The following is a 13,321-nucleotide window of genomic DNA, read 5'->3' as shown; positions in this document are numbered from 1 at the left end:
GATATCTATGGATAGAGAAATTCCGAAAGAGGTGCGCCGCAAGGAGCGCAACAAGAAGTGGATCCGTTACGGCATCATAGCCGCTTCGGGTATCGTGGTCATCAGTGTCCTCATCTCGCTGATGCGGACGGGAGTGAAAGAAAAGGACCTTGTCTTCTCGCAGGTCGATCAGGGAACGATTGAGGTCAGTGTCAGTGCTTCGGGCAAGGTGGTGCCGGCATTCGAGGAAATCATCAATTCGCCCATCAATACCCGCATCCTTGAGGTGTACAAGAAGGGGGGCGACAGTGTGGACGTAGGTACCCCCATCCTGAAACTGGACCTGCAGAGTGCCGAGACCGAATACAAGAAGCAGCTCGACGAAGAGCAGATGCGTACCTATAAGCTCCAGCAGTTGAAGGTGAACAACGAAACCAAGCTGAAGGACCTGGCCATGCAGATCAAGGTGTCCGAGATGAAGCTGAACCGCATGAAGGTGGAGCTGCGCAACGAGCAGTATCTGGACAGCCTCGGTTCGGGTACTACCGACAAGGTGCGTCAGGCCGAACTGAGTGTCAACGTGGCCCAGCTGGAACTGGAACAGCTCCGCCAGCAGTACGAGAACGAGCAGGAGGTGCTGGCTGCCGAATACAAGGTGCAGGAACTCGACCTGAGCATCTTCCGCAAGAGTCTGGCCGAGACCAAGCGTACGCTGGACGACGCACAGGTGCGCTCGCCCCGCAAGGCCATCCTTACCTATATCAACAATCAGATAGGTGTGCAGGTGGGTGAGGGCACGCAGATTGCCGTCATCAGCGACCTGAGCCACTTCAAGGTGGAGGGCGAGATAGCCGATACCTACGGCGACCGCGTGGCGGCCGGCGGACGGGCCATCGTGAAGATAGGCAGCGAGAAGCTGGAAGGGCAGGTGAGCAGCGTCACCCCGCTTTCGAAGAACGGCGTCATTTCCTTCACCGTGCAGCTGGAGGACGACAGCAACCGCCGCCTGCGTTCGGGCCTGAAGACCGATGTCTATGTGATGAATTCCGTCAAGGAAGACGTGATGCGGCTGGCCAATGCCAGTTACTACGTGGGCCGTGGCGAGTACGAACTCTTTGTGCGCGACGGCGAAGGCCAGCTCGTGAAGCGCAAGGTGCAGTTGGGCGACTCCAACTTCGAGTACGTCGAAGTGGTTTCGGGCCTCAAGCCGGGCGACCAGGTGGTGGTGAGCGACATGAGCCAGTATAAGAACAAGAACAAGCTGAAACTGAAGAAATAAGAACATAGCTATGCTGAAAAACTACTTCAAACAAGCCTGGACCCTGATGCGGCAGAACCGCCTCTTTACAGGCATCTACGTGGTGGGCACGGGTCTGTCCATTGCGCTGGTGATGACACTGTTCATCATCTTCTACGTCAAGTTCGGCCCTGTTTATCCCGAGTATAACCGCGACCGTACGCTGGTGCTGAAGCCCCTGAAACGCTATCCGAAGGGAAAGCCCGAGAACTGGAACATCTACGGCGGCGTGGCCTACTATGTGGTGGACCAGATGCTGCCGGGGTTGCCTCATGTGGAGCAGGTGGCGGGCAGTGTGATTGATTTTTGGGGAGATTATCAGGTGTCTGCCACAGACGTAAAGCCCTTCAAAGCTACTCCCCGTTTTGCCAACGGCGCTTTCTGGAATGTCTTTTCCTTCCGCTTTGTCGACGGCCAGCCATTCACGCAGGAAGATGTGGAGGCCAAGGCGCAAGTGGCCGTCATCGGTGAGTCGCTGGCCAAGCGGTTGTTTGCCGCCGTCGAGGGAGTGACGGGGCGTCATTTCAGTTTCAACGGGCGCGACTACCGCGTGTGCGGCGTGGTGCGGGATGTTTCCAATGCCACACCCGAAACGGCAGGCGACCTGTGGCTGCCCTTGCTCAATGCGCAGTATATCTCCAAGGAGCTGGACAGGCAGGGATTGCTGGGCAATGTGTTTGTATCGCTGCTGGTGGACGATGCGGAGAACTTCGAAACCGTGCGCAGCGAGGTGCAGGATGTGTTCCGACGCTTTAGCTTGCAGGACAAGGATTATGAATACGACCTGATGGGGCAACCCGATCCATACTGGCTCAGCACTTTCCGCCAGGATGTGGAGAAGGCGCCCGACACGATGGAACTGGCCAAGGACTTCCTCTACATCCTGCTGGCCCTGCTCTTCATCCCGGCCCTGAACCTGAGCGGTATGATTTCCTCGCGCATGGACAGCCGCATTGCCGAGCTGGGCATCCGCAAGGCTTACGGGGCTACGCGCCGCCGCCTGCTGGAGCAGGTGCTCTGCGAGAACCTGTTGCTCACGTTGCTGGGCGGTCTGGCAGGCCTGTTGTTCTCCTACCTGATTGTGTTGACGGCCAGCGACTGGATTCTGACGCTGTTCGACAAGAACATCTACGACACTTCGCTCTCCACGTCGCTCACGCCCGAGATGCTGTTCAATCCCGCCGTGTTCGGCTGCGCGCTGGCCGTGTGCGTGGTGCTCAATGTGGTGTCGGCCCTCGTGCCTGCGCTGGGGGCGATGCGCCACCCGATTATGGAATCATTGAATACGAAAAGATAAATGTATTTAGAATACAGAAGTTAAGAAGTTAAGGAGTTAAGCCGATAGCAGGTTGTACAGGCAGAAGTAAAGATGATATATAAATATGCTATTTGGTATAAGTATTGGCTTAACTCCTTAAGTTCTTAACTCCTTAACTCCTAAAAATAGAATTCATGCTTCAAACCATCTTACACCAACTATGGAACCAGCGTCGTCAGAACGCCTGGATATTCCTGGAACTGCTGGTCGTCAGTTTCTTCCTTTGGACCGTTATCGACCCTATCTATGTATTGACCGCCAATCGTGCCATTGACCGGGGATACAATCCCGAAGGGCTTTACGTGGTAAACATCGGCATGTACGACGAGACGAACGGCAACTTCGACCCCGACATGGCTTCCGACTCGATGAATCTGGTGGCCTACACACGCCTTGCCCGCATCGTACGCGAGCAGCCCGAGGTGGAATGCTGGGCCATTGCCGGTAATCAAAGTTTCCCTTGTAGCAGCTCGTGGAGCGGTACGCAAATCTATGCCGATACCGCCTCTTTGCACAAAAGGGAAGGTTTCGTACATGCCCAGTCTTATTGCTTTGTGGCAACCGATGGCAGCAATATGCTTCATACCTATGGCATGAAGGATGCCCGTACAGGCGGTGACATCCAGGTGCCTGAACAGGTGGAAGACAAGGCATTCATCTCCGAACGGCTGGCTCAGCGCCTGTTTGGTACGACCGATGCCGTAGGAAAGAAAGTCTACCAGGGCGAGGATGCTTTGGAGATAGCGGGCGTATTCCGCGACTTCAAGCATCGCGACTACGAGCAGCCTTATCCGCTCATTGTCACCATGTACAGCGAAATGTATGGAAGTCCGTATATGCCGTGGTGGTACAATTTTGTCATCCGTCTGAAGCCGGGTGTGGACGTGTCAGCCTTCAAGCAGCGTTTCTTGCAGGAAGTGGCGCCGCAGCTCTCCGTCGGCAACTTCTACTTCGACAGTCTGAAGGAATTTTCGGAGCTGAGCGAGGCCTATGCCATGAAGAGCGGTGTCACCAACAAGCTCCGCCTGCAATACGCCCTGACGGGTTTCGCCCTGCTCTGCATCTTCCTGGGCATGGTGGGCACCTTTTGGATACGCAGCAACGCCCGTCGCGGCGAGATTGGAGTGATGCGCAGTATGGGCGCTTCGCAAGGGTGCATCGTGCGGCAGTTCCTCCTCGAGGCCTGGCTGTTGCTGACGATAGCCTTCGTGCTGGTCATCCCCTTCCTGTTCTATCATGCACACGCCAACGGCCTGTACACGGTAGAGATGAATGACAAGTTCGTGCCCAATCCCGCCTACGGGCAAAACCGTTTCGGTTTCCACTTCACCGTGGTACTGGCACTCAGTTACGTTATTCTGATGCTGATAGCGCTGGTCGGGACGTATATCCCTGTACGCCGTGCGGCCCGTACGCTGCCGGTGGAGGCATTGAGAGAAGAATAAATAACCGGCTGACGGTCAGTGATTTGGTACTTTATTTTGCTTTACTGATTTTAAAGCGTCGCTTTATCAATATTAAAGCATTGCTTTACTGGTATTAAAGCATTGCTTTAAAGGCGTTAAAGTATCGCTTTAATGAGACTGAAGTATCACTTTATTGGGTATCAACAGAAAATAAAGTGCTATATGCTTTATCCATATATAGTTAGATAGATTTGTTATGATGCTGAAGACCTATTTCAAACAAGCCCTTGCGTTGTTCAGGCAGAACCGCCTGTTCAGTACGCTCTACATTGCCGGCACAGGGCTGGCTATTGCCATGACGGTTGTGATGGCGGTGGTTTACTATGTGAAGCTGGCACCTGTGTATCCCGAGGTAAACCGGGAAAATACGTTGTATCTGACTCATGCCAGTTTTCGTTCGGAGGAATATACCGTTCAGGCTGGACTGTCGTTTCAGGCTGTGCAGGAGTGGATGTATCCGTTAAAGAACGTAGAGGCAGTTTCTGCCATTGTGGACTATGGCATGGATGAATCCTTTTACATACAGCCTACCGATTTGAGCGGTGACTTTAAAGTGGCTTTAAAGCTTACAGATCCAGCCTTTTTCCGCATCTACTCATTCCGCTTTTTGGAAGGAAATCCTTTCACCGATTCCGATTTGGCAAGTGGCATCCATACGGCTGTGATCTCCGATGACCTGGCGCGTCGTCTGTTCGGTAAGACCCAAAATGTTGTCGGACGTTCGTTTTCGTTGGATTATGTCAACTATCGTGTGTGCGGTGTGGTACGCGGTGCCAGCTATCTCACCTCGAAGTCGTATGCTCAGGTCTATTTGCCTTATTCGGTTTTCGGAAATTATACGAAACCGTATTCAGACAAGTTCCCGTATAGTGGCATTTTCTCCGTCACTTTTCTTGTGAAGGACAAGGCACAGGCTGATGCTTTGCGGGCAGAAATCAGAGACCTGACGAGGCGGGTGAACCTGCAGTACAAGGATCAGTGGCAGCTGGAGTTGTGGAAGCAGCCAACTTCGCACTGGCTCAGCGTTTTCCAAAGTCATCCATCGGATGCCGACTTCAATCCTTGGAAGACGGCGGGTTATCTGGTCGTCGTGGTACTGGTGTTGCTATTGGTGCCTGCCCTCAACCTGAGCGGGCTTATTGCCAGTCGTATGGAGAGCCGCTTGCCCGAGATGGGAGTGCGTAAGTCGTTTGGCGCAGGACGCAACATACTGCTTTCGCAGGTGATGTGGGAAAACTTCTTCCTGACACTGACAGGTGGTCTGCTGGGATTGGTATTGGCATGGATCGTTGTCTATGTAGGACGTGAATGGGTTTTCACGTTGCTCGACCAGTGGCCCGAAGTTGTGCCGCAAGGTGTCGATGCCTATGTATCGGGCGAGATGCTTTTTGCACCTGCCGTCTTTGGCATCGCCTTCCTGCTCTGCCTGGCACTGAACCTTCTGTCGGCCTTCCTGCCGGCGTGGATGTCGCTCCGCAAACCGATTGTGTATTCACTGTATGAAAAAAGATAAGCATTATGTTCAGACTCATTCTTAAAACCCTATGGACCCGTCGCCGCCGCAACGGCTGGCTGCTGGCCGAACTGATACTGGTCGCTGTCCTTTCGTGGATTATCTTCGATCCTGTTATTGTGGTGACCTACGACCGTCACCTTCCGCTTGGCTACGATGCCCACCGCCTCTGCATGGTGTCCGTCGGTATGTTGCAACCGCAGGCGCCGGGCTATGATGCCCAGGCTACCGACTCTGCTTCGCTGATGCAGGCGTATCTGAATATCGTGGAACGTGCCCGCCAGCATCCCGATGTAGAGCAGGCCACTCCCGTACTTTCTTTCATATATCCCGGTTCGCAAGGAAGCAGTACTTCCACCCTGATGGCAGAAGGTGATACAGTGGGACTCGACCTTATGTATGTTGAGTTTCTGCCACATACCCATTTCTTTGAAACATTCGGCTTCAGGCCCGTGCAGGGCAGCATGACGCCCGAAGAATTGTCGGACCATACGTATGGCGGGATGAATGTTGTATTGAGTGAGTATGCACAGGAAGCCTTGTTTCACACCCGTGTTTACAACAAGAATCTGCGTTGCTGGATGACGAACGAGACGGATACGATCTATTTGCCCGTTGTCGTAGGTGCGGTAGGAACTTTCAAGTACACCAATGACTGGCGTCCTGTTCCTGTCGCCTTCGAGCCGATATTGCATCCCGATATTCTTTCCAGTGTGAACGATATGCACGTAGTCATCCGTTTGAAGGAGGGTGTCAGCATGGACCGCTTCCTGCATGAGTTCCGTCCTTGGATGGTTCGCCAGATGCGGGTTGGTAACCTTTATGCACGCGATTTGCAGTCGTACGACAGCATCAACCGGATCAGTGAGTTTGGTACTGCGACGTCACTCTATCGCCGCAACCTGAGTATAGCCCTGTTCTTCCTTGTCAACCTCTGTTTAGGTGTTGTCGGTACCTTCTGGCTACAGACCCGTACACGGCGCGAGGAGGTAGGCATCATGCTGTCCTACGGTGCTACGCCGCGCCGCATCCGGCTCCAGTTGCTGGGCGAAGGTGTGGTGCTCACGACGATAGCTACCCTGATAGGCTGCTTCCTCTACCTGCAATACGGGCTCAGCGAGGGACTGAGCAAGGGCAGCGCCTGGATGAAGAGTACCATGCCCTGCTGGGTGGACCACTTCGGGCAGCACTTCGCCATCGTGTCGCTCATCATCTACCTCATTCTGCTGGTTGTGGTGCTGGTGGGTATTTACATCCCGGCCCGCCGCATCAGCAGCATTGCTCCAACCGAAGCGCTGAGGGACGAATGAAAGCGTCCGCCAAAATCGGACAGAGTGTTCATTTTCGGACACTCTGCTTTTGGCTAAAGTGCAGATAATCAGTGGCAGCTGATTTTGGCACGACTTTTGAATTAAATTTGTCACAGAAAACAAAGAATACAATAACTATAAACAACATACAATTATGGACATGATCAAATTAATTGGTATCAACAAGATTTACCGTACAGACGAGATTGAAACACAAGCGTTGGAAAATGTGAACCTCACCGTATCACAGGGCGAGTTCCTCAGTATCATGGGGCCTTCGGGCTGTGGCAAGTCTACCTTGCTCAACATCATGGGCCTGCTCGACACGCCTACCAGCGGTACCATCGAGATTGCCGGTACCCGCGTGGAAGGCATGAAGGACAAGGAACTGGCAGCCTTCCGTAACAAGACACTGGGCTTCGTCTTCCAGTCGTTCCATCTGATCAACTCGCTCAACGTGCTGGACAACGTAGAACTGCCGTTGCTCTACCGCAAGGTGTCGGCCAAGGAACGCCGCCGCCTGGCCGAAGAGGTGCTCGAGAAGGTAGGCATGACGCATCGTATGCGCCACATGCCCACACAGCTCTCCGGTGGTCAATGCCAGCGTGTGGCCATTGCCCGTGCCATTATCGGTAATCCCGAAATCATCCTGGCCGACGAACCTACCGGTAACCTGGACTCGAAGATGGGTGCCGAAGTCATGGAACTGCTGCACCAGCTGAACTACAATGACGGACGTACCATCGTGATGGTAACGCACAACGGCGAGCAGGCCAAGCTGACCAGCCGCACCGTTCAGTTCTTCGACGGCCGTCAGATAGGATAACGTGTAACAAACCAACGAAACAGACAGACAATGAATACAAATATCATAGGAATCATCGTAGCGCTGGTGCTGGCGTTTGCCGCAGCCGTGGGCACATTCTTTATTCAATAACGACGTATGATCAAGCAATATTTCCAACAAGCCTGGGCGCAGCTCCGCCAGCAGCCGCTTATCAGCGGGGTGACGGTGGCTGGTACAGCCCTTTCCATCTTCCTCATCATGCTGGTGGTGATGATGCAGCAGGTGCAGATCGAGCCTTTTGCGCCCGAGAGCAACCGTGACCGCTTCCTGCACGTGAAGTGGGGCAGCATTACCAACGAAGCGTGGGGAGACGGCAACAGCAACGGCCCGTGGAGCGTAGCTACGCTGAAAGAAATCTACGGCAAGCTGATGACGCCCGAGGCTGTCACCATTTATGTAGCCTATTCCTTGCCCCAGCCGGTTAGCCTGCCCGGTCAGCCCACTACGGCGGTCGATGTGCGCGAGACGGACAGCCAGTTCTGGACGGTGTTCGACTTCGCCTTCACCGACGGCAAGCCTTTCGACCAGGCTACGTTCGACGCCGGTCGGCCGGTGGCGGTCATTACCGAAAGCGTGGCGCGCCTGCTGTTCGACACGACGAAGGCCGTGGGAAAAGAATTCCTGCTGGCTCATGCGCCCTATCGGGTGTGCGGTGTGGTGAAGGACGTATCGACGCTGGCTTCGACGGCCTATGCGCAGGTGTGGATTCCCTATACCTCGACCGACCAGGTGACCAAAACGTGGGAGAACGACCTGATGGGTCAGATGAGTTGTACCATCCTGGCTCGCGACCGCAGCGACTTCCCTGCCATCCGTGAGGAAGCCGGTCGCCGGTTGGACGAATTCAATAAGGTGATAGGCGAGAACGGCTATCGGATCATCAACCGCAACCGTCCCTACGACCAGGAGAAGAACGCCCTGACAGCCGGTGCCAATGTGGAGCCGGATGTGGCGGCTGCCCACCGGACGCGTTTCATTATTTTTCTCATCCTGCTCATCGTGCCTGCCATCAACCTGAGCAGCATGACGCAGAGTCGCCTGCGCCGCCGCGTGGCGGAGATCGGGGTGCGCCGTGCCTTTGGCTGTACGCGCATGGAGCTGCTGGGACAGATATTAAGCGAAAACTTCATCGTCACCCTGCTGGCAGGTGTGTTGGGGCTGATAATCAGCTTTCTCTTTGCCTTTTTGTTCGGTGATACCCTCTTTGCGCAGGACTGGACAACTTCGCTCAATCCGCCCGTGGTCGATGCTTCCATCCTGATACATGCCTCTACCTTCGGCTGGGCGTTGCTCTTCTGCTTCGTGCTCAACCTGCTCAGTACCGGCATTCCCGCCTGGCGGGCGTCGCGGATGAATATTGTGGAGGCGATTAACGGGAAGTCACATTAATCAAGTGGACAAGAAAAAAATATGAACAAGAAACTATTTACCCAAATACGCAACGAATGGCGCAGCAACCTGTGGCTGGCGCTGGAGTTGCTGGTGGTGAGCGTGGTGATGTGGTACATCATCGACCTGCTCTACTGCCGCATGGCTACCTATCTGGAGCCGCGGGGCTTCGATACGGAGCATTGCTACCTGATCAATATGGGCGTGCTCACCGACAAGAGTCCCGATTATACACCTTATAGCGATACCCACAAACAGAGCGACGAGGTACGCGAACTGGTGGAGCGCTTGCGTCGCCGCCCCGAGGTAGAGGTGGTGAGCTTGTCGCTGAGCGCTTATCCTTATAATGGAAGTAACGGCTCTGCGGAAGTGGATTACGATACGCTTCATGCACCCCGCTGGACGATCCGCCGCATTGCGACGCCCGACTTCGTGCGTGTGTTCCGTTACCGGGGGGCGCGAGGCGAGACGCCCGAGCAGCTGGCTGAAATATTGGAGCGGGGCGACTTCCTGGCTTCGGACAACCTGTATCGCAAGTATGGCGTTCCGATGACGTCGCTGGTTGGCAAGAAGGAATTTTACCTGTTCGGGGATACGACCCAGATGTACCGTTTGGGCGCCGCCTTGCAGAATGTGCGCTACGACGACTTCAGTCAGGCACGTTCCAGCTATTCCATGGTGTTCAATATGAATTTGCTGTCGGATGATTGGATTAATGCTGATAATGAGCTCTGTATCCGCGTCCGTTCCGACCGGGACCAGAACTTTATGGAGAACCTGAAGGCCGATAGCGAGAAGCAGTTCCGTATAGGCAATCTCTACATCAGCGACATCAAGAGCTTCAAGGACATCCGCCGCAGCTTCCAGCAAGGCGAGACCAGCGAGATGCGCAACTTGGTTGTGGGCATGAGCTTCCTGCTGCTCAACATTTTCCTGGGACTGCTCGGCACGTTCTGGTTCCGCACGCAGCAACGGCGCGGCGAGATTGCCCTGCACAAGGCGATGGGCGCTACGGACGGTGCGGTGTTCGGCCGACTGATGAGCGAAGGCATCTTCCTGTTGCTGATCGTCACCGTGCCTGCCGTCATTATCGACATCGTGCTGGCTCACTTCGAGCTGAACAGCTGGCGCAACGGCACTACGTTGGAATGGTCGCGTCTGGCCTTCTGTGTCGCCGCTACGTTTGTCCTCATCGCTGCCATGATAGCTATTGGAATCGGCATACCCGCACGCCGGGCCATGAAGGTACAGCCGGCGGAGGCGTTGCACGATGAGTAAGAGGCCTTGAGCAGTTTATTTTTGTTTAGTGTGGATAAACTGTCAGTTTAATATGGATAAACTGATGGTTTAAAACGGGTAAACTGATAGTTTAATACGAGTAAACTGGTTGTTTAATACGAGTAAACCAAAAATAAACTGCTTTGTTGTTGCTTGTCAATTGCGTAAGAGATGACAGAACCACCGTCTTGAACGAGTGAAAATTGAGTGATTCACATAATGAAACGTGTAAAATGAAACAAACTTTTAAAATGAAACAAACTTTCCATACTTCCCGCCTCCCTTTCTCCTTGGGAGAAGGGGCGAGGATGAGGCTCTACTTCCAACAGGCCCTTTACCACCTGCGCGAGAATCCCGTCATCAGCTGGATATCCGTGCTGGGCACGGCGTTGTCCATCTGCATGATTATGGTCATCGTCATCACCCTGCGGGTACGGGTGGCCGACTGCGAGCCGGAGGTGAACCGCAGCCGTTCGCTCTACGTGCCCAATATGTCCTACCGCGCCAAGGGCGACTTGAGCGGCAGTTCCGCCAACTCGAGCATGTCGGTGCAGACCGGCCGCGAATGCTTCAAGACGCTGACCACGGCCGAGGCTGTCACGCTGGTATCGAATCCCGGCAAGGTACGCGTTTCGCTGCCTGCCGGGGCCAAGATGACGGCCGACAGGGTACAGACCGACGAAGACTTCTGGCGGGTGTTTCAGTTCCGCTTCCTCGACGGCAAATCTTTCACGGCGGCCGACCTGCGTAGCGGCCTGCCCCGTGCCGTCATTGCCGCTTCGGTGGCCCGCCGCCTGTTCGGGCGGACGGACGTCAGCGGACAGCACGTGGAGCTGAACCACGTGGACTTTCAGGTGTGCGGCGTGGTGGCCGATGTCTCCATGCTGGCCACGGACGCTTATGCCCAGGTGTGGATACCCTACACGGCCGGCGATGCCGAAGCCAACACCTGGGGATATAATCTGATGGGGCCGATGCGCGCCGTCATCCTGGCACATAGCCGGGCCGACTTCCCCGCCATTCGCGAGGAATGTGAACGCCTGCGGCAGAAGTACAACGATGCACAGGATGGGGTAGAGGTGTTCTACCGCGGACAGCCCGACACGCAGTTCACCCACCTCTACCGCACGTGGAGCCAGGAGCCCGACGTGCAGGGCGTAGTGTTGCGCTACGTGATGGTGATGCTCATCCTGCTCATCGTGCCTGCCATCAACCTGAGCAGCATGACCCTGTCGCGGATGCGGAAGCGGATGGCTGAAATCGGGGTGCGCAAGGCCTTCGGTGCCACGGCCAACGAACTGATGCGCCAGGTGTTTCTGGAGAACCTGCTGCTGACCTGCCTGGCAGGCCTGTTGGGGCTGGCGCTGAGCTATGCCGCCACCTTCGTGCTGAACGGCTTCCTCTTCGGCAACTCCACCAACGCCTATCTGTCCGGCGAGACCAGTCTGACGGCCGGCGAACTGCTCAGCCCGTGGATTTTCCTGGCCGCTTTTGCCTTCTGCCTGCTGATGAACCTGCTCAGTGCGGGTATCCCCGCCTGGAGGGCATCGCGGATGAACATAGTGGAGGCCATCAATGGAAGGGAAGGATAAGGATGTATAGAAGGAAAACACAATCATGATGGAAAAGAAAATATTTACTCAAATACGAAACGAATGGCGGAGCAACTTCTTCCTCGCCTTGGAACTGTTGGTTGTCTTCGTGGTGTTGTGGTACATCGTGGACTGGTGTTGCACGACGGCCCGTGTCTATTTCGCCCCGATGGGGTTCGATACGGAACATTGCTATAACCTGACGGTGAACCGGCTGACTCCCAACTCCGCCTTATACGACCCCAATCTCACCATCGAAGACGACATGGACGCCCTGCTGGAGATAGCCGAGCGTCTGCGTCATCGTCCCGGCGTGGAAGCGGTGGCCATCTCACAGAACTGCATCCCCTACGGTGACGGCAGCAACGGCATTGAAGTCTTCGTGGATACGGTGTCGGTCCACACCATGCACCGACTGGCTCAGTCTGATTACCTGCGCCTGTTCCGCATTCAAGGGGTAGCCGTGCAGGATGCCGACGGGCGGACGGTGCGCACCACGAGCTCCGACTCGCTGGCCGCTGTGCTAAAGCCGGGCACGATGATCCTGTCGCGTAATGCGGTTGCAAAATACGAATCCTTGGGCATGCCCGACGCCACGGCGTTGCTGGGTCGTCAGTTGCCCCTGTGGAACCCGGACAGTGACAACCGCCTGCGCGTTATCGGTATAGCCGAGCCCACGCGCTGGAACCACTTTGAGACTGCCGACCAGTGGGGCGGGCCTTTCATCGCCACCGACTTTCCGCGTGAAGTGATGATGGAGTTCGAGAACACGGCCTACCTGCAACTGAGCTTGCGCGTGTCGCCGGACGCCGACCACGGTTTCATGGATGCGCTCATGGCCGATGCCGACCGCCTCTACCGTGTGGGCAATACCTACCTGCTTGACATACAGCCCTTCAGCCAGTTGCGCTATGTCAACGAGCTGGAGAATGTAGACGAAGTCAAGACGCAGCTCTGCATCCTGGGCTTCCTGCTGCTCAACATCTTCCTGGGTGTGATCGGTACCTTCTGGTTCCGCACGCAGCACCGCCGCAAGGAGGTGGCCCTCCGCATGGCGATGGGCAGTACGCGCCGGGGCATCTTCCTGCGCCTGATTGCCGAGGGACTGTTGTTGTTGACACTGGCCGCCGTGCCCGCTGCCATCATCGCGATGAACATCGGCGTGGCCGAGCTGGTGGACGTGACACAGCTTCCTTTCGATGCTTCCCGCTTTTTCCTCGCCCTTGTACTCTCGTGGCTGCTGATGGCTGTGATGATTGTGGTGGGCGTATGGTATCCGGCCCGCCGTGCCATGAAGATACAGCCGGCGGAGGCGTTGCACGATGAGTAATG

At 55.4% G+C, this 13,321-nt stretch carries 10 protein-coding genes; all 10 read left to right on the top strand.

Annotated features, from left to right (window positions below; translation table 11 throughout):
* The first annotated feature begins 7 nt into the window (after positions 1-7).
* The 10 genes from BQ7483_RS09295 to BQ7483_RS09250 all read left to right on the top strand — a co-directional run bounded on the left by BQ7483_RS09295 (position 8) and on the right by BQ7483_RS09250 (position 13,319).
* A complete protein-coding gene (locus BQ7483_RS09295) occupies positions 8-1,258 on the top strand; it encodes an efflux RND transporter periplasmic adaptor subunit (RefSeq protein ID WP_022019471.1) in 1,251 nt (416 codons plus the stop codon).
* A gap of 10 nt (positions 1,259-1,268) precedes the next feature.
* On the top strand, positions 1,269-2,573 hold the full coding sequence (locus BQ7483_RS09290; protein ID WP_072545699.1) for an ABC transporter permease: 1,305 nt from the start codon (positions 1,269-1,271) through the stop codon (positions 2,571-2,573).
* A gap of 155 nt (positions 2,574-2,728) precedes the next feature.
* Positions 2,729-4,039 (top strand): ABC transporter permease, encoded by a 1,311-nt coding sequence (locus BQ7483_RS09285; protein ID WP_072545698.1) that lies wholly within the window; start codon positions 2,729-2,731, stop codon positions 4,037-4,039.
* 220 nt (positions 4,040-4,259) lie between these two features.
* Positions 4,260-5,573 carry an ABC transporter permease gene (locus BQ7483_RS09280; protein ID WP_072545795.1) on the top strand — a complete coding sequence of 438 codons (1,314 nt, stop codon included), beginning with the start codon at positions 4,260-4,262 and terminating at the stop codon, positions 5,571-5,573.
* A gap of 5 nt (positions 5,574-5,578) precedes the next feature.
* Entirely contained in the window at positions 5,579-6,883 is a 1,305-nt protein-coding gene (locus BQ7483_RS09275) for an ABC transporter permease (protein WP_022019475.1), read from the top strand.
* 160 nt (positions 6,884-7,043) lie between these two features.
* On the top strand, positions 7,044-7,709 hold the full coding sequence (locus tag BQ7483_RS09270) for an ABC transporter ATP-binding protein (protein ID WP_072545794.1): 666 nt from the start codon (positions 7,044-7,046) through the stop codon (positions 7,707-7,709).
* Positions 7,710-7,826: 117 nt separating this feature from the next.
* Positions 7,827-9,119: an ABC transporter permease gene (locus BQ7483_RS09265; protein WP_072545697.1), complete on the top strand. Its 1,293-nt coding sequence runs from the start codon at positions 7,827-7,829 to the stop codon at positions 9,117-9,119.
* Between the two features lie 21 nt (positions 9,120-9,140).
* Complete coding sequence (locus BQ7483_RS09260; RefSeq protein ID WP_072545696.1) at positions 9,141-10,397, top strand: ABC transporter permease; 1,257 nt, start codon at positions 9,141-9,143, stop codon at positions 10,395-10,397.
* Between the two features lie 308 nt (positions 10,398-10,705).
* Complete coding sequence (locus BQ7483_RS09255; protein ID WP_072545695.1) at positions 10,706-11,989, top strand: ABC transporter permease; 1,284 nt, start codon at positions 10,706-10,708, stop codon at positions 11,987-11,989.
* A 25-nt stretch (positions 11,990-12,014) separates the two neighbouring features.
* On the top strand, positions 12,015-13,319 hold the full coding sequence (locus BQ7483_RS09250; RefSeq protein WP_072545694.1) for an ABC transporter permease: 1,305 nt from the start codon (positions 12,015-12,017) through the stop codon (positions 13,317-13,319).
* Positions 13,320-13,321: the final 2 nt, after the last annotated feature.

The sequence above is a fragment of the Mediterranea massiliensis genome (assembly GCF_900128475.1).
GTDB lineage: Bacteria > Bacteroidota > Bacteroidia > Bacteroidales > Bacteroidaceae > Bacteroides > Bacteroides massiliensis_E.
The sequence above is the reverse complement of the archived record's forward strand: the minus strand, read 5'-3'. Positions and strand labels throughout refer to the sequence as shown.

Excerpts from the sequence above, each read along its gene's own strand:
- BQ7483_RS09255 (WP_072545695.1), top strand. The coding sequence starts at position 10,706 with ATGAGGCTCTACTTCCAACAGGCCCTTTACCACCTGCGCGAGAATCCC.
- BQ7483_RS09290 (WP_072545699.1), top strand. The coding sequence starts at position 1,269 with ATGCTGAAAAACTACTTCAAACAAGCCTGGACCCTGATGCGGCAGAAC.
- BQ7483_RS09275 (WP_022019475.1), top strand. The coding sequence starts at position 5,579 with ATGTTCAGACTCATTCTTAAAACCCTATGGACCCGTCGCCGCCGCAAC.
- BQ7483_RS09270 (WP_072545794.1), top strand. The coding sequence starts at position 7,044 with ATGATCAAATTAATTGGTATCAACAAGATTTACCGTACAGACGAGATT.
- BQ7483_RS09295 (WP_022019471.1), top strand. The coding sequence starts at position 8 with ATGGATAGAGAAATTCCGAAAGAGGTGCGCCGCAAGGAGCGCAACAAG.
- BQ7483_RS09285 (WP_072545698.1), top strand. The coding sequence starts at position 2,729 with ATGCTTCAAACCATCTTACACCAACTATGGAACCAGCGTCGTCAGAAC.
- BQ7483_RS09280 (WP_072545795.1), top strand. The coding sequence starts at position 4,260 with ATGCTGAAGACCTATTTCAAACAAGCCCTTGCGTTGTTCAGGCAGAAC.
- BQ7483_RS09265 (WP_072545697.1), top strand. The coding sequence starts at position 7,827 with ATGATCAAGCAATATTTCCAACAAGCCTGGGCGCAGCTCCGCCAGCAG.
- BQ7483_RS09250 (WP_072545694.1), top strand. The coding sequence starts at position 12,015 with ATGATGGAAAAGAAAATATTTACTCAAATACGAAACGAATGGCGGAGC.
- BQ7483_RS09260 (WP_072545696.1), top strand. The coding sequence starts at position 9,141 with ATGAACAAGAAACTATTTACCCAAATACGCAACGAATGGCGCAGCAAC.